14 protein-coding genes are annotated in these 17,316 nt (G+C 67.3%); 2 read left to right on the plus strand and 12 right to left on the minus strand.

Annotated features, from left to right (window positions below; all coding sequences use genetic code 11):
• Position 1: 1 nt before the first annotated feature.
• The 3 genes from A5680_RS08320 to A5680_RS25100 form a co-directional block, all read right to left on the minus strand.
• Positions 2–1,228 (minus strand): sodium-dependent bicarbonate transport family permease, encoded by a 1,227-nt coding sequence (locus A5680_RS08320; protein ID WP_067818165.1) that lies wholly within the window; start codon positions 1,226–1,228, stop codon positions 2–4.
• Positions 1,229–1,454: 226 nt separating this feature from the next.
• Positions 1,455–2,690: a sodium-dependent bicarbonate transport family permease gene (locus tag A5680_RS08325; RefSeq protein ID WP_067818168.1), complete on the minus strand. Its 1,236-nt coding sequence runs from the start codon at positions 2,688–2,690 to the stop codon at positions 1,455–1,457.
• Between the two features lie 275 nt (positions 2,691–2,965).
• Positions 2,966–3,178 (minus strand): hypothetical protein, encoded by a 213-nt coding sequence (locus tag A5680_RS25100; protein WP_055402550.1) that lies wholly within the window; start codon positions 3,176–3,178, stop codon positions 2,966–2,968.
• A gap of 155 nt (positions 3,179–3,333) precedes the next feature.
• Here A5680_RS25100 and A5680_RS08335 point away from each other — a divergent pair, with 155 nt between their 5' ends.
• Together A5680_RS08335 and A5680_RS08340 are read left to right on the plus strand one after the other, a co-directional pair.
• A complete protein-coding gene (locus tag A5680_RS08335; RefSeq protein WP_055402548.1) occupies positions 3,334–4,686 on the plus strand; it encodes a salicylate synthase in 1,353 nt (450 codons plus the stop codon).
• 165 nt (positions 4,687–4,851) lie between these two features.
• Positions 4,852–5,868, plus strand: a complete 1,017-nt coding sequence (locus A5680_RS08340; RefSeq protein ID WP_055402546.1) for an acyl-ACP desaturase — start codon at positions 4,852–4,854, stop codon at positions 5,866–5,868.
• A 21-nt stretch (positions 5,869–5,889) separates the two neighbouring features.
• On the opposite strand, the gene A5680_RS08345 is transcribed toward A5680_RS08340, so the two are convergent.
• The 9 genes from A5680_RS08345 to A5680_RS08385 form a co-directional block, all read right to left on the minus strand.
• Positions 5,890–6,804 (minus strand): MerR family transcriptional regulator, encoded by a 915-nt coding sequence (locus A5680_RS08345; RefSeq protein ID WP_055402544.1) that lies wholly within the window; start codon positions 6,802–6,804, stop codon positions 5,890–5,892.
• A 3-nt stretch (positions 6,805–6,807) separates the two neighbouring features.
• The gene (locus A5680_RS08350; RefSeq protein ID WP_369808502.1) at positions 6,808–8,304 is read right to left on the minus strand and encodes a flavin-containing monooxygenase; all 1,497 of its coding nucleotides are present in this window, start codon (positions 8,302–8,304) and stop codon (positions 6,808–6,810) included.
• Positions 8,305–8,306: 2 nt separating this feature from the next.
• Positions 8,307–9,227, minus strand: coding sequence for a hypothetical protein (locus A5680_RS08355; RefSeq protein ID WP_055402540.1), 921 nt, complete (start codon positions 9,225–9,227; stop codon positions 8,307–8,309).
• Positions 9,228–9,246: 19 nt separating this feature from the next.
• On the minus strand, positions 9,247–10,089 hold the full coding sequence (locus tag A5680_RS08360; RefSeq protein ID WP_067818174.1) for an SDR family oxidoreductase: 843 nt from the start codon (positions 10,087–10,089) through the stop codon (positions 9,247–9,249).
• A gap of 3 nt (positions 10,090–10,092) precedes the next feature.
• Positions 10,093–11,100, minus strand: a complete 1,008-nt coding sequence (locus A5680_RS08365; protein ID WP_082459819.1) for an alpha/beta hydrolase — start codon at positions 11,098–11,100, stop codon at positions 10,093–10,095.
• Between the two features lie 80 nt (positions 11,101–11,180).
• Positions 11,181–12,431: a hypothetical protein gene (locus A5680_RS08370; protein WP_067818201.1), complete on the minus strand. Its 1,251-nt coding sequence runs from the start codon at positions 12,429–12,431 to the stop codon at positions 11,181–11,183.
• Positions 12,431–13,768, minus strand: a complete 1,338-nt coding sequence (locus tag A5680_RS08375) for a hypothetical protein (RefSeq protein WP_067818177.1) — start codon at positions 13,766–13,768, stop codon at positions 12,431–12,433. Before A5680_RS08375 ends, A5680_RS08370 begins: the two co-directional genes overlap by 1 nt.
• 76 nt (positions 13,769–13,844) lie before the next feature.
• Complete coding sequence (locus A5680_RS08380) at positions 13,845–15,215, minus strand: condensation domain-containing protein (RefSeq protein WP_067818180.1); 1,371 nt, start codon at positions 15,213–15,215, stop codon at positions 13,845–13,847.
• 397 nt (positions 15,216–15,612) lie between these two features.
• Positions 15,613–17,271, minus strand: a complete 1,659-nt coding sequence (locus A5680_RS08385) for a (2,3-dihydroxybenzoyl)adenylate synthase (protein WP_067818183.1) — start codon at positions 17,269–17,271, stop codon at positions 15,613–15,615.
• Positions 17,272–17,316 lie beyond the last annotated feature (45 nt).

Here is a 17,316-nt window from a genome sequence, read left to right on the forward strand (position 1 = left end):
CTCAGACCGGCGGGAACCAGTGTGCCACTGCGCGGTTGATCTCGATGTAGAGCGGAATCCCGATGGTGACGGTGTAGGAGAACGTCAGGCCAAGCGCCGCCGCCAGCGGCAGCGTCGGACTCGCCTCGGGGATGCCCAGCCGTTGCACCGCCGGGAGCGTGATGTAGGACGCCGCTCCGCATAACACCGCGAAGATGACATAGGTGCCCGGCTGGAAGTGGGTGTCGGTGAGGTAGGCGTACGCGTACGCGGCCACGATCCCCAGCGTCGCAAAGAAGTTGGGCGCCACCAGGGCGAAGACGATGAACCCCGTGCCGGCCAACCTGAGGTCGCGCAACTTGCGGGACGCCGTCATGCCCATCTCGAGCAGGAACAGGCACAGGACACCCTGGAACGCCGCGACGAAGAGCTCGTTTTGGTCGTGCACCACCTTCTGGCCCTGCAGCGCGCTGATGAAGCCGATGGCGATGCCGCCGACGAGGAGGATCAGTCCGGGATTGAGGAACACCTCCCGCAAGATCTCGCGCGACATCAGGGGCGCGTTCGTGCGCACAGCCGCGTCCGGATTCCACTCGGGGTGCTCCTGCTTCTCGAGCGAGAACTCCAGCTCGTCGGCGACCGCACGCTCCACTCGGTCGTCGACGCCCTCCGCGCGTTCCCGCTGGGCGGCCGCGCCGGGCCCCACCCTGGCCGGGGCCGTGTAGCCGTCCTCGTCGGGCATGAATCCGGCCTCGTCCATGCCGCGGTGCCGCAGCCGCGCCACCAGATACAGCGCCACCAGGCAGCCGGGAATCTCCATGAACGCCAACAGGACCGGCATGTAGGCGTCGAAGGCGATCTTGACGCTGGTCAGGACGGCCACGCAGGTCGCGAAGGCGCCCGCCGAGTCCGACCCGTAGTAGCCGGCGACGGCCGCCCGGTCGACCCGCCGGAGCCGGGTCAGGTACCTCAGCAAGACGTAGGTGAGCGCCCCGATCAGGAAGTTCAGCGCGATGCCCAGCGCCACGAATCCCGCGATGTTGTCGATGTCGGCCGGTTTGACTTTGGCCAGCTCCTCCCCGCCCTGCCAGCCGATGGCCACCAGCAGGTACATGGTCAGGCCCTGATAGATCACGTACGGGAACTCGAACCGCACCCTCAGGATCGGGATGAGGAAGCCGAAATAGAAGAACAGCAGCAGCGGCTTGAAGAGATTGTGGATGAAGTTTTGCCACAACTCGTACAGCATGGGCGCCTCCTGGCGACGCAGTCCGGCGCAGCGGGCAGCGGCAAGCGACTCGCGGCGTTCACGAACTTAGTGAACCTCGCGGGCTGGAGCGAGCCGACTCAACCCGTCTTTACGAACAATTAACAACTCGCCGCGTCGGCCGTCGCGTCAGCGCGGGGAAGGGCCAGTCAAAGCGGCTGTCGCCCATCGTGATTCGTCGGCCGGACGATCGTTGAGTGCCGCGAAACTAGAACCAGTGGGCGATCAGCCGATTGACCTCGATGTACAGCGGGATCCCGATGGTGACGTTGTAGGAGAACGTCAAACCGAGCGACGCCGCCAACGGCAGGGTGGGGCTCGCCTCGGGGATCGCCAGCCGTTGAACCGCCGGGACGGCGATGTAGGACGCCGCGCCGCAGAGCACCGCGAACAGTACGTAGGTTCCCGGCTTGAAATCGGCGTGGGTGAGTGAGGCGTAGGTGTGGGCGACCAGGATGCCAAGGGGCGCAAAGATGTTGGGCGCGAGCAGGCCGAACAAGATGAAACCGGGGCCGGCCGTCCGCAGGTCCTTCAATTTGCGGGACGCCGTCATGCCCATCTCGAGCAGGAACAAACACAGCACGCCCTGGAACGCCAACACGAAGAACTTGTCGTCGTCGGCGACCACCTTCTGCCCCTGCAGCCCACTGACCAGGCCGATGATGATGCCGCCCATCAGGAGGACAAGCCCGGGGTTGAGGAACACCTCTTGAAACAGCTCCCGGGAGAAGATCGGCGCCCTCTTGCCCGACGGCCGGGGCGGGCTCTGGTCCGGCTCCCAGTCCGGGTGGTCCAACTTTTCCAGTGCGAACTCGAGCTCCTGCTCGATTCCGCGTTCGTGCTCAGCCTCGAGGCTGCCGCCGTGCGGGGGCTTCGCCGCGGTGCCGGGCCCGACGCCGACCCGGACCGGCGCCGTGTAACCAGGCTCGTCGACCATGTTTCCGGCCGCGTCCATCCCGCGGTGGCGAAGCCTCGCCACCAGGTACAGCGCCACCAGGCACCCCGGGATCTCCATGACGGCCAACATCACCGGCATGTAGGCGTTGAACGCCATGCCGACGGCGGTCAGGACGGCCACGCATGTCGCGAACGTTCCCGCCGAGTCCGACCCGTAATACCCGGCGACCGTCGCCCGGTCGACTCTTCGCAGGGAGGTCAGCCAGCTCAGCAGCAGGTAGGCGAGGCCGCCGATCAGGAAGTTGAGCACGAAGCCCAACACCATGAAGCCCACGATCATCCCGATGCTGCCGGCGCTGATCTTGGCGAGTTCCTCACCGCCGTGCCAGCCGATGGCCAGCAGCAGATACATCGTCAGGCCCTGATAAATGACATAGGGAAATTCGAAGCGCACCTTCAGGATCGGAATGAGGAATCCGAAGTAGAAGAACAGGAGCAGCGGCTTGAACAGGTTATGGGTGAAGTTGTGCCAAAACTCTTGCAGCATCCAATGCCTCCCTCGATGAGTGCGGTGATCAGGGAAAAGCACCGTCCGCAAGCGGAGCCACCACAGAACATCCCGACGACCGTGGAAAACGTATCCCCGGCGGGGTCAAACCGCCACTCGAATGCAAAGGTGTGTCGTAGCGCCAGAAATCGGCCTGCGCGCGGCAAAATCACTGGTCAACGGCCTGCGGTTGGCCGCCGCAGGATCGCGCGCCTACCTCACGCCAGGCGTGGATTTGGTGTGAAAGTGCTGTGTGTTTGCTGTCAACGCCGCAATCAACGCGCCGACGTGATTACCGAGGGCCTGACCCCGACGCCCTTCTTGCGGTGCGTAACCGATAGCCATGCCATTGGCGAGTAATGCGTGGTGATTTCCTCGAAACCGTCGACACGCGAAACGGTGAGCACGCCCGTTTCTTGATTTATTTCCAGCTCGTCATTTTCACCGCCCTGGACCTCTTCACCGTTCGCAAGCCGGATGACGAACATGGCGGTGACTCTCCAGGGTTGGGCGATCGGGCTGGCAATGATCTTAGGAGAAGTCCGGTGGCCGTGCTCGTCCCGAGGGCCGCCGGGGGCCTGGCTTCACGTGATCCGGAGATCGGTTGCACGTTTTTAGATAGGTTAGGCTACATTTACTAACCGTGACCGAGGTCAGCGTTCAGACGAGTTCCGCCGGCTCCGCATCGTCACCCATCCCCCTTCCCGCACACATCCACCCGGCCGACCTGGCCGCAGAGCTGGCCGCGCTGCTGCCCGACCGGGTCGGCGAGGAGTACCTGCTCTACGAGCGCAACGGGCAATGGGTGCTGGCCAGCGGCGTGCGCGCGATGGTCGAGCTGGACAGCGACGAACTGCGCGTCATCCGCGACGGCGTGGTGCAGCGGCAACGGTGGTCTGGGCGGCCGGGGCCCGTGCTGGGCGAAGCCATCGACATATTGCTGCTGGAAACCGACCAACTCTTCGGGTGGATCGCCTTCGAATTCGGCGTCTACCGCTACGGGCTGCAGCAGCGACTGGCGGCGCGCACCCCGCTGGCCCGCGTGTTTTGGCCGCGCACCCGCATCGTTGTGACCGGGGACGCGGTCGAGCTGTGGGGCACCACCGGCGCCCACCGGGACGCGATACTGAGCCTGCTGGGCGACGGTCTGCCCGAGCTGCGCCAGGCCCGCGGCGTCGACGTCATCGCCGACCCTTCCGGCTATCGCGATCGGGTGGCGTCGGCTGTCGGGGAGATCGCGGCGGGCCGCTACCACAAGGTGATCCTGTCCCGGTCCCTGGAAGTGCCCTTCGGACTGGACTTTCCGTCCACCTACCGGCTGGGGCGTCGGCACAACACCCCGGTGCGATCGTTCCTGTTGCGGCTGGGCGGGATTCGCGCCGTGGGCTACAGCCCGGAACTCGTCGCGGCCGTCCATGACGACGGCATCGTGGTGACCGAGCCACTGGCGGGTACCCGGGCCCTGGGCCGCGGTACGGCGCGCGACCGCCAGGCCCGCGACGACCTGGAGTCGAACTCCAAAGAGATTGTCGAGCATGCGATTTCGGTGCGAAGCTCGCTGCAGGAGATGGCCGAGATCGCCGAACCCGGCAGCGCGGTGGTCACCGACTTCATGACGGTTCGGGAGCGGGGGAGCGTGCAGCACCTCGGCTCCACGGTCAGCGGGCGGCTGGGCCCGTCGAACGACCGGATGGACGCGCTGGAAGCGCTTTTCCCGGCGGTCACCGCGTCGGGCATTCCGAAAGCCGGCGGCGTGGAAGCGATCCTGCGTCTCGACGAGGGTCCGCGCGGGCTGTATTCCGGAGCGGTCGTGATGTTTTCGGCCGATGGCGGCCTGGACGCCGCGCTGACCCTGCGGGCGGCGTACGAACGCGACGGCCGCACCTGGTTGCGGGCAGGGGCGGGGATCATCGAAGGGTCCACGCCCGAGCGGGAATTCGAGGAGACCTGCGAAAAGCTCTCCACGCTCGCGCCGTATCTGGTTGCGCGCCAGTAGCGCTCGCTCGACCGCTCGGTGGGTGACCGAGGCTCGGTCGGCACCCCCGCACGCGTAGGGACCTTTGGCCCTATTTCACCGCCTTTCCGGCGTGTCATCTTTATGTAACCGAATGACACAGATACATTGCGCGTTACGAGAAGACACACTTAACTGGAGGGCTCCGTGTCCAAGGACCTGACTAACCTGCAGCTACTACACGAGCTCGAACCCGTGGTCGAGGGCCTGCTCAACCGCCACCTGTCGATGTTCAAGGAATGGAATCCGCACGACTACGTCCCGTGGTCGGACGGCAAGAACTTCTACGCGCTGGACGGTCAGGATTGGGAGCCCGGGCAGAGCCGGCTGCCGGACGTCGCGCAGGTGGCGATGGTGCAAAACCTGCTGACAGAGGACAACTTGCCGTCGTATCACCGCGAGATCGCGATGAACTTCAGCATGGACGGCCCCTGGGGGCAGTGGGTCAACCGATGGACGGCCGAGGAAGCCCGGCACAGCACGGCTTTGCGCGACTACCTGGTGGTCACCCGCGCCGTCGACCCGGTGGCGCTGGAGAAGCTCCGCCTCGAGCAAATGACCCGGGGCTTCAGCCCGGGACAGAACCAGCAGGGTGACATGTTTGCCGAGAGCCTGTTCGACTCGGTCATGTACGTCTCGTTCCAGGAGTTGGCGACCCGGGTCTCGCACCGCAACACGGGCAAGGCTTCGTCGGACCCCATCGCCGAAGCGCTGATGGCCAGGGTGTCGCACGACGAGAACCTGCACATGATCTTCTACCGGGACGTCAGCGCGGCTGGCCTGGACATCGCCCCGAACCAGGCGATGGCGTCGGTGCACCGGATCCTGCGCAATTTCAAGATGCCCGGCTTCACGGTGCCCGAATTCCGGCGCAAGGCGGTCATCATCGCCGTCGGCGGCGTCTACGACCCGCGGATCCATCTCGACGAGGTGGTGATGCCGGTGCTGCGGAAGTGGCGCATCTTCGAGCGCGAAGACTTCAGCGGCGAGGCCGCCCGGATGCGCGACGACCTCGCCGTGTTGATCAAGGAACTCGAGCAGGCGTCGGACAAGTTCGACGAATCGAAGCAGCGCTACCTCGAACGCGAGGCCCGCAAGACCGAACGGATCACCGCCAGCAAGGTGCTCGAGACGAAGGGCACGTTGACACTGAGCGGGCACTGACGCGAGGCCGGCCGCGCTCACTCACGCCGTGGAGCTCGACTCCAGATAATCGCCGAGGATGCGGCTGACGAGTGATTCGATGTTGGACTCGATCGACGAGGCGAGCGTGGCGGTGACCGTCGCCACGGCTTGCGTCCGGAAGCGCACCAGCATCGTGATCAGCTCGGCGATCTCGGCGTCCGCCGGCAGAGGCTCGCCCGGTTTGATGCGGTCCAGCACGTGCTCGGCCCCGGCGCGCACCAGCAAGTCGCTGATCTTGTCGATCTCGGGCACGATCTGCTCGTGTAGGTCGACGAGCTTCTTCAATTCGACTCCGTAGCCACGGATTTCGTTGAACGCTTCGATCAGTTTGGGGCGGGTGATCGTGGCCCGCGCCCCGTCGACGCGGATGACCTGCAGCGTCACCAGGCGCTCGAACGCGTCCGGGTCGTCGACGAGCCGCTGCGCGTCGACGAGCGGCATGGTCTCCGGCTTCTCGGTGGTCCACGTGCCCACAATGGCCGTTTCCAGGCCCAGCACGTCGCCCAGGTTCTTGCCCTCTTCCCACGCGCTGAGCATTTCGCGCACGTGCGCGATGTTGTATCCGCGGTCGAGCATCGAGGTGATGAGCCGCAGGCGGGTGAGGTGGGTGTCGTTGAACAAGGCGATGCGGCCGACGCGCAGTGGTGGCGGCAGTAGTCCGCGGTCGCGGTAGACCCGGATGTTGCGGGTGGTGGTGCCGGCCAGCCGGGCGAGGTCGTCGATCCGGTATTCACCGGAGGTGGGATCGCCGTGCGGCTGGCGCACCGCCGCGTCGAAAAGCTGCGAGACCGCCGTCTCGATCACCTGCCGGTATTCCCGCGACTGGCGCCGAACGCGCTTGGGCGCGCGCCGCACGTTGTGCAGCACGCTGGCGATCGTGCCCGGTTCGGGTCGTGCGGGGCGATCCGGTGCCATGCGTCAGCCCGACGAGACGGCGAGCGCCCGGGCGCCGCGCGGCACCGCTTGATAATCCTGGTAGCGGAATTCCCTCATCTGGCGAAGATACTGCGTCGCAAAACCCGGGTACATCGACCCGTTGTAACCGTCCTTGGTGAGGTACCAACTGCGGCACCCGGACATCCACGTGGTCTTGGTGAGTCTGCGTTGGAGGGCGTCGTTGTGACGACGCTGGACCTCTTCGCGCACATCGAGGTAGCGCAGGTCCCGGTCGAGGATGGCGGTGATGCCGCGCACGGCGTAGTCCAGCTGGCCCTCGATGTAGACCAGCAGCGAGTTGTGTCCCGGCCCCGAATTGGGTCCGGTCATCACGAACAGATTGGGATAGCCGTGCACATTGATGCTCTTGTATGCCTGTGCGCCGCCGGCCCATTCGTCGGCCAGCGACCGGCCGCCGAGCCCGGTGACCGCAAAAGGCGGTCCGGTCAGATGGACGTCGTAGCCGGTGGCGAACACGATGCAGTCGAGGTGGTGCTCGATGCCGTCGCTGGTGCGGATCCCGACCGGGCTGACGGCGGCGATCGGCCAGTCGATGAGCTTGCAGTTCTCGCGCTGCAGGGCGGGGTAGTAGTCGCTGGAGACCAGCATGCGTTTGCACCCGGGCCGGAAATCCGGGGTCAGCTGGCGGCGCAGCCACGGGTCCTTCACCTGGGCGCGCAGGTGCGCCCGTCCCAGCCGGGCGGCCAGCGACGTCAGCGGCGTGTCCCACACCAGCGCCGTGGCGCTGGCCTCGTGGCCCCAGAACAGGGCCTGCCGCGCAAGTTCTTGGGCGGCGGGGACTTTGGCGAACAGGCTTTGCACCGCCGGCGGGGTGGCCACGTCGAGCCGCGGCAGCACCCAGCACGGGGTGCGTTGAAACACCTTGACGAATCCGGCCTGCTTCACCAACTCGGGGATGATCTGGATCGCGCTGGCACCGGTGCCGACGACGGCGACCCGCTTGCCCGCGAAGTCGTAGTCGTGGTCCCAGCGGGCGCTGTGGATCTTGTGACCCCGGTAGCTGTCCAGGCCGCGGATGTCGGGGAAGCTGACGTCCGACAGCGGTCCGGAGGCCAACACGACGGCGCGCGCGTGGAATCGCTTGCGTCGGTTGGTGGTTGCGGTCCAGACGCCGTTCTCCTCGTCGAAGGCCAATCCGTTGACCTGGTGGCCGAATCGGATGTGTCGGCGGATGTCGAACCTGGTGGCCATGTCTTCGAGGTGGCGGCAGATCTCCGAGGCTGGGGAGTACGTCCGCGACCAGCTGGGGTTCCTGACGAAGGAGTACGAGTAGAGCAGCGAGGGGACGTCACAGCTGGCGCCGGGATACGTTGTGTCGCGCCATGTTCCGCCGACCCGGTCGCCGCGTTCCAGGATCACGATGTCATCGACCCCGGCGTCGGCCAATCGGATGGCCGCGCCCAGACCGGTGAAGCCGGCGCCGATGATGAGCACCGCATGGGTGCGGTCGTCGGCCACGGTCACGCCGCCGGCCGGTAGGTGAGTTCTTTGAACCAGCTGGGCACCGGCTTGAGCAAGGGTTTGGGATATCGGTCGGACAGCCAGACCATGGAGTTCGCCAGCAGATGGTAGGGGTGGCCCGGGTTGACGACCATCGCCGCGTGCCGCTTGAGCAGTTGGTAGGCGGGTACCCGCGCCGTCCGCTCGCCCCGCTCCCCGAGCTGCTTGAAGCGTTTGACCGCGTTGTAGAGGCGCTCGGGTTCCATGCCCATGCCCGCCATCTCGTTGCGCACCCGGTTGAGCAGGGGGATGTACATCAGGGTGCCGACGATCACGCCGGGCGAGGCGACCGTGCCGACGAACTCGATGGCCAGCTTGCGGGCCCTGGCGTGGCCGATCATGTCGAGGACGGCGAAATCGACCGCGATGTGCCGGGATTCGTCGTTGTTGATCTTTTCGAACACCTGGTGGCAGACCGGGTCTTCGACGGTGTCGAGCAGAAACTTCAGCAACGCGCCGTCGAGGGCGACCTCGAGCATGGGGATGACGGTGCCCAGCACCGACAACGGCATGTCGTCGGAGTAGGCGTCGAGCCACTGGATGGCCAGCCGGATGTTGACGTTCGGCTTGGGAACCTCGCCGTCGTCGAGCATGCCCCAACGCTTCATCAGCGCCATCTCGGCATTGGCGTGACGCTGCTCCTCGGCGTGGAAGTACCGGTAGATCTCCGCCAGCGTGGGATTGGGCGCCTTCTTGGCCAGCGCCGCGAATCCCCGGGCGCCCACGTTCTCGATCCAGCACAGGTCGGCCATGAACGCCTTGAGCTTGGGCCGGAATTCGGGCCGGATGGTATCGGCGCCGGGCGCGTCCCAATCGATGTCGGCGAGCGCCCATTGGCGATCCTTGATCTTGGCGAGCATGGCTTCCATGTCGATGGCCATCGGGAGATCCTTTGCTTGATCAGGGCAGGTTGATGCGCGACGCCAGGCCGACCGCTCGCGTATAGGCTTGTGGCGCCAGGCGTTTGATGTTCCAGCCGATCTTGGCGTCGAGTTGTGGCATGCAGTACAGCTCGCCACGGTCGTGTGCGTCCAGGCAGATCCGCGCGACCTTGTCCGCCGAGAAACCGGTCCAGCGCATCAGCTTGTTGGCCAGCTCGCCGGATTCTTCGCTGATGCGGCCGGACTCGACGATGTTGGTCTTGACGAAGGTCGGGCACAGCACTGTGACTTTGACGCCGGTGCCGGCCAGCTCGGCGGCCAGGGTCTCCGAGAGTGACAGCACGCCGGCCTTGCTGACGTTGTAGGCGGCCATTCCCGGCGCCGCGCCGAACGCCGCCGCCGACGCCACGTTGATGATGCCGCGGGGGGCGGGTGACGGCTCCCGCAGGATCGGCGCGAAGACGTGGCAGCCGTGAATGGGCCCCCAGAGGTTGATTCCCAGGGTCCACGCCCAATCGTCCAAGGGCGTATCGCCGATGGCCGCGCCACCGGCGCCGACGCCGGCGTTGTTGATCACCAGCGTGGGCGGCCCGGAAAACCAGGCGATGGACTGCTTGGCCAGCGCCTGGACGTCGCCGAATTGCGAGACGTCACAACGCTTGGCGGTGGCCTTGGCGCCCGCTTCGGTGATCGCGTCGACCGTCCGGTGGGCGGCGGCCTCGTCGATGTCGCTGCAGACGACCGTGCCACCGCGGCGGCCGAGCTCGATGGCGAAGGCCGCCCCGATGCCGCTGCCCGCGCCGGTCACCACCGCCGACGCGCCGCGGCTCGCCTTGCGCCTGCCCAGCAGTCTGTCCAGCATTTCTCAGCGCACCTCCGTTATCGCGCGCGCATCCTGCAGGGCGTGGGTGACGAAGCGCGCGACGTAGCCCATGGCCGCGGCGGCTTCGGGCGTCATCCGGGGCAGCGCCTGAAAGACGTGCACCTGGTGCGGCCAGATCTGCAGTTCGCATCGGCCGCCGGCGGTTTGGATGTCGGCGGCGAGGTGGCGCGCGTCGTCCTGGAGCATCTCCGCGCCGCCGGCCTGGATCAACGTCGGCGGAAGCGGCGGTCCGCCGGCGACGTTCAGGGTCAGGCGGTGATGCGCGGGATTGACGCCGGCGTGATACATGCCGACCAGGCGGGCCGCGTCGGTCGCCCGGATGGCGGGATCCCGGCGCTTCCGTTCACGGGCGAGGCAGAGCCCGAAGGTGATGTCGTACAACGGGGAGAATAGCGTCAGCGCGGCGGGGTGGTTCACCGCTACCTCGGGTTGCAGCAGCATGTCGACGGCCAGGTGGCCGCCCGCCGAATCCGCGGCAATGACAATCTGTTTCGGCGGCACGTCGCACGATTCCACCAGCCACTCCCAGCCCGACCGCACGTCGCCGGCCGCGGTGGGGAAGCGATGCCGCGGTGCGAGCCTGTAATCGATGCTGAACACCGGCAGACCGGTCAGCGACGACAGCCAGGACGTCAGGCGGCGGTGCGTCTTGGGGGAGCAGACGGCGTAGCCGCTGCCGTGCACGTAATAGATGGCCCCCGCGGAGGTGGACGAACGCCCGGTTTCGCTTGTCGGCGTACGCGGTCCGTACACCCATTCGCCCTTGACGCGGCGACCGTCGGGCAGCCTGGTGTCGACGTGTTCGACTCGGGTGCCCGCCAGTGATGGCCCGAAGGTGCCCATGATCCGGGCGACGATTTGGCGCGACAGCCACAGACCCCACGCCCGCTCGGGCGGTAGCAGGCCGGTGACGGGCCGCAGGGTGTAAGCACTTACCGCAGCCGCGCCGCGGGACCGCAATGACCCGCGGGCCGGAACACCGTCCGCCATGGAACGCAGTCAATACCAAATGGTGACATTAGTCAATGGCAGCTTTGTTGGGTGTCCAGTCGGTCCGCTGTGTGAGCCGGCTAGACCATCCGCGGACCGCCGAAGCCGGGGACCGCGCCCACCGGAATCAGCGCGAGGGCGATGGCGAGAAGGGCGAAGGACCGCAACGCTTTTGGCGTCGGACGCTGGTCGGTCTCCGGCCTGCGCGCCGCGAAGAGGATGAAGACCACCCCGACGTCGAACGCCAGAATGATCAGCCAGCGGGTCCAGTCATAGCCGGTCAGGAAGACCGGGGCGACCAACACCAGGCCGCCGATGACCCACGGCCATCGGCCCCTCAGCGCCCCGACGAACGCCCGCAGCGGCGCTCCCGAAACAGTGCCGAGCCCCCACATCGTCAACGCGAGTGCGCCGGCACCGAAAGCCAGGGACATGGCCAGCCCCACCGCTCCGACGTGCCCGACGCTTCGGATGGCATCGGCGATCCCGTTGTCGAAGTTGGGCATCACGTTGCGGCACACCCAGTCGTGATAATCGGTTTGCCGAGATTGCCCGTCGATCACATAGCGCAGCAAGGTTTCTGGCGATGTGACCGTGGCGAACGGGTTGGGCATCGACTGATGCGGTACCGACGCACACAGTTGAGCGGCGACGTCGTGGCGTCCGAAAGCCGCCACCGCGGCCGCGGTGAGGACGCCCGGCAGCACCGCCAGGAGCGCCCCGACGCCCGTCGACCCGTTCAGCGCACCGCCCAGGACGATGATCGCCAGCACGGCCCCCAACGCGAACTCCAGCCCTATCGCCTCGTGCACGAGCGTCAACGCCGCGATCGCGCCGCCGTAGGCCGCGCACCACGCCATCGCGCCCGCGCGGGAACGGGTGCCCACCAGCGCCGAGGAGAACAGCGCCAGCGCCGCCCCGCCGAACAGGTCCGGCCGGGCCGAATACGCCGCGAACGGCACACCGAAGGGCAGCAACGGAATCAGCAGCGCGACCATCAGCCTGCGCTCTGACCGAACGCGGCCGAAAAGCAGCACGCCCGCCACCGTCGCCAGGCCACCCAAGAAGGCGGCGGTGGACAGCCACCGCAGACCCAGGGCGACCGAGAAGTAGTCTCCCGGGACCAACCGCACCAGTTCACCGGCGAGCCCGCGGCGCACGAAGCCGTGCGCGTAGTCGGCGGCGTAATAAGACATCCAGTACACGTCCAGGGGAACGATTTTGACGGCGCACCACAGGACGACGGCCGTCCAGGCCGCGATGGCGGCGGTGCCCCAGACGTACAACGCGCGGTGTGGCCGTTCGTTCGCCCCGACGCCGAGGTCCACGATCAGATCCGGCCCTCGTACACCGATGTGGCGGACAGCTGCAGGTCGGCGAGCGCGTGACACGCCAGTTCGCGCGTGGCCGCGGCGGTGTTGTCGGCGCCGCTCTGGTAGGCGATGACATTGAGGAACCGGCTGCCGTTGATCGTGCCCGTGCTGCAGAACAATTGGCCGTGGCCTTGCTCGACGCGGCCCCGGGTGACGCCCTGATCGACCAGCCGGATGCAGACCTCACTCGCATCCGCGCCATCGATACGTCCCAGGGCGGCATCGAGATCGCCGAGGTTGGAGCAGCCGACCGGGAGTTGGTCGCTCGACATCGCGACGCCTTCGAGGCGCCGGACCAGCCAGCGCGGGGTGAACGGGATGAGCGGCAGGCCGGCCAGCATCGGATTGGGTCGTGTCGCCAGGGATGTCAGCTCGCGCTTGACATCCGCGCGCACGCCGCTCAGGTCGCCCTGCACCGCGCCGCCGTCGACGGTCAACGTGATCGAGGTCAGCGCGTTGGCCCGGTCGTCGTCGGTGGCGGCGCGGTCGCTGACGGGAAGCACGACCGTCACCGAGTCGCCGCCGGGGAGCACCCGGCCGATGCGGTGCGCGAGACGGGCCGCGAACGCGACGAAAAGCGTGTTGCTGCTTCCGTTGAGGCTGCGCGCACGCGCTTCCCACGCCGCGGCGTCGGTCTGAATCGTCGCCGACGGCAGCGCGATCGGGGCATCATCGACCGGCGCATCGGGCGGGCGGGCCGCCGGCTTGGGATTGGAAGCGGACCCGATCAACATCGCCAGGGTGGCGAACAGCGCGCGGATCACCGCCGGCAGGGCGATGGCGGCGTCGGCCAGGTCGGCCAGGATCGCCCGCCAACGGTTGCGTGAATTCGCCTGGGAATAGCCGGGATTACGGGTACGCCGGTCGACTGCCTCGGTAATCGCGGTGATCAGCCCGAGCCCATCAACGACGCAGTGCGACGCCACCAGCGTGACCGCCGCACCCCCGTCATCCAACGGCAGGACGCCCAGGTGGAAGGACGGGCCGTACTCCGGATCGACGGGCACGCGCGCACGCCTCTCGACCCACGCGCCGATACCCGAGCGTGGCCGTCGCGGCTCGAGCGCGATGTCGGGTGAGCCGCCGTCGCGCACCCAGCGGTGACGGCCGAACGGCAAGGGGGAGCGTTCGATCCGGCGTCCGAGCAAGCCGGCGCCGAGATTGCCGTTGAAGTCCCGCAATTGGTCGAGGTTCACGGCGCGGTCGTAGATCCAGGTGCATTGGGCCGCGCTGCCCTGGCCGGTGGCGCGCAGCCGCAAGAAGGCGGCCTGGTCCAGCAGGGCCAGCCTCGTCACCGGTGCCGTGCCTCGCGGGGCTGCCGATGGGATGTGTACCGAGACGTCCTGCGGGCGAACGGGAATGCCTCGGGCATCACGGACCGTCGGCAACCCGGGTGAACTCGGCGCGCATCGTCTCGACGTAGCGCCGGACGGACTCGCGGGCGATGTCGGTGCCCGGGTAGGCGACCACCAGCTGCGTCTTGTCGTGCATGCGATTGACCCACATGCACACCGTCTCCGACAGGCGGTTGTCGCCCCAGATGCCGGCCCGCAGGCCGTCGAAGTTGTCGGCGAACGGCAGCTTGCGAATGTCGATGTAGGACAGCATCGGAACGGGACGGTCCGGAATCTCGATCGGTTCTTTGTCGGGCACCTCGAGCAGGTGGTAGTACGGCACCGCGCCGAGGGCCGTGTTCGCGTCGAAGGACGCCTGGGCGGCGCCGACCACCTCGTCGAATGACGCGCCCGCAGTGGGGATCGTCAGCGGGACGAAGCTGGCCAGCCACCCGACGGCGGTCGCGTGGGCGTGGTCTCGGCGATTCTCGAACGGGGTGAGCCCGAAATACACCGGCGCGCCGGTCAACCGATGCTCGGCCAGCGCGGCGCAGGCGAACACACCGCCGCTGAAGCGCGCCCCCGCGGCCCGGCACGCCGCCTCGAAACGCCGGCCCTGGTCGTCATCGATCAGGTCGAAGACCTCGATGGCGCCCGGCGTATCGGCGGCGGCATGCCCCAGCTCGAGGGGAAACCGCGGCAGCGCACCGCGGTTCGCCGCGAGGAAGCTTCGCCAGGTCTGGATCTCCGGCGAGGCCTCGTCCAGCCCCGCGGTGTATGCACGCTGCTTCGCGCTGTACTCCCGGTGGCTGGCAGCGGGTGGCAGCGCGACCTGCGCCTTCTGCACCGCGGTGAAGTACGCCGTCTGAATGTCGAGAAAAATCACCCCGGCCGACATGCCGTCGGCACGCAGGTGATCGACCGCGATAACCATGGTGAATCGGTCTTCGCCCTGAACGATTCCGAAGCTGAAGCAGTCCCACTGCAGCGGATCCGGGGTATCGAGAATCAGTTTGCGGATCTGGACCGGGGCCATCCGTCCGAGATCCGCTGGCGCCAGGGTGATCTCCGCCGGATCGGCGATAACGTAACGGCGAATTTCGTCGTTGTCGTCGAAGTCGAACCGGTCGTGGTACGTATCATGGCGCCGCACATGACTATTCACGGCGTGCGTCATCGCGTCGATATCGCAGACACCGCGGATTTCCCACGCCCCGATGCATAACCGGGGAATGTCGCGGCCGAGGCTGACCTGGCGCCGGTAATAGCGAAGATGCTGCGACTGCTGGTAACTCACTGGGGCCGGATGATATTGCGCTTCCGCTGCACGCGCGTGGGTGGTGGCGGTCGGGTACCAGGAAACGACGGTGCCCTCGGCTGTCCAATCATCAACCGTCCCCAGGAACATGCGCTACCTTTCGTCTGCCAACCGGTGATGCCATTTCGTGACCTTTACCGCGACCGCGCATGAATTGCTGAATGACATTAGCGCCGAAGGGGTTATGCTCGCAGGCTGAGCGAGCGTGTCGGCATAAGCTGCGTCAAAGGCGCGCATGGGATCCCCCCTCGAGCATCACAGTCTTCCCAAGACCGATGCAGAATGCCATCGTAGGGGATGTGAGGTAGCCCACAATGCAAAATGGCCGAATTGGTACGCACGGTTAACTCGGAAGTAATCGTCCCAGCGCCGAAGCCCGAACGGCCTTTGCCGGAGCGTTTGATCCTCCGCTGGCAGGCCATGACTCACACCGTTGCGATTCTTGGTGTGAGTCTCCCGGAGGGGACTTCGGCCTGCCGCCGCCGGATTATTTTGCCGACGCCGCGCCGACGTGCCTGGCGATCGCCTTCTTGTCGACCTTGCCGATCGGCGTGGTCGGCAGCGTCGTCATCGCCACCAGCACGTCGGGCCGGGCGTGCGCGGCCACCCCACACCGGTCGAGGTGGGCGTTCAGCTCGGCCAGGGTCACCGCCGGCCCGCTGAAAACCACCGCCGCACAGATTTTTTCGTCGAGGTAGGGGTCCGGCAGTGGCACCGCGGCAGCGGAGGAGATCGACGGGTGGCGCAGGATCTGTTCCTCGAGGTCGGCCGCGGAGACGGTCTCACCGCCGCGGCAGATCACGTCCTTGACACGTCCGGTGACCGTCAGATACCCGTCCGGCCGGAGCCGGATCAGGTCACCGCTGCGGAAGAAGCCGTCGGGGTCGAAGCAGCGTTCGTTGTCGCGCTCGGCGCGGTAGTAGCCGTTGAGCGTGTACGGGCCGCGCACCAGCAGTTCGCCCTCCTCGCCGACAGGCACTGGTGCGCCGTCGGCGTCGACGACGCGCAACTCGTCGGCCTCGCACAACGGCCGGCCCTGGGTGTGATCGACGAGCTCGGGCGGATCACCTGGCCGGGTGTAGTTCAGCAGGCCCTCCGCCATCCCGAACACCTGCTGCAGCCCCGGGGTCAGCGCGGTGCGGACCAGGCGGGCATCGTCGGGATCGAGCTTCGCCCCGCCAACCTGCAAGAGCCGCAGGGACTTCGGAGTCACCGGCTCCCACTCGCAGGCTTGCGCCCACAGTTTGGCCAGGGCCGGCACCAGGGCGGTGACCGTGACGCCGTGACGCTCGATCGCGGCGAACGCGGCCTCGGGGCTGGGGTCGGTGGCGAATACGGTGGCGGCGCCCACCGTCATCGCGCCGAGCAGGCCGGGGCAGGCCAGTGGGAAGTTGTGTCCGGCCGACAGCATCACCAGGTAGACGTCGTCCTCGGTGAGCCCGCACACCCGCGCGCTGGCGGTCGCGTTGAACACGTAGTCGTCGTGGGTGCGGGGGATCAGTTTGGGAGTCCCCGTGGTGCCGCCCGAAACCAGAAGTAAGGCAGGAGATTGCGGGTCCCGCGGCGGCGTCGCGGGCGCGGCGGCGGCCCGGTCGCAAAGTTCGGCCCACGAGGTGAACGGGCCCGGGTCACCGTCGACGATCACGTGCTCGAGCGCCGCGTGGAGCTTGACGAGTTCGGCCGCCATGGCGCGGTAGTCGAAACCGGTTGCCGCATGGGCGATCACCAAGCCCGTGGCCTCGCTGACGGCGGCAAAGTGTCCCAATTCGGCCGCGCGGTGGCCGGGCAGGCACATCACCGGGATGGCGCCCGCCCGCAGCAACCCGAAGAGCGCCACCGCGAACTGGCAACCGTTCGGCAATTGCAACAGCACGCGGTCACCCGGCGCGATGCCCAGCCCGCGCAGTCCCGCGGCGGCCCGGTCGGCGCGCTCGTCCAGCTCGGCATAACTCAAGCGCGCGCCGCCCACGGCGTCGAGCACGGCCGTCCGATCGGGCCAGCGCCGGGTCGCGTCGCTCAGGATTGTGTCCAGGGTGCGTCCCGCCCAATACCCCGCCGCGCGGTAGGCGGCGGCCCGATCGGCGGGGAACGGCACGAACCCCTGGAGGGCCCCGTTGAGGGGCGGCTGCCGGGTGTTGGCGGTCATCGGGTCCTCAGGCGGGGGGCGTAGTGGCGGCGATCCGGGAGTAAG

The organism is Mycobacterium sp. E2989, from assembly GCF_001667595.1.
Lineage (GTDB): Bacteria > Actinomycetota > Actinomycetes > Mycobacteriales > Mycobacteriaceae > Mycobacterium.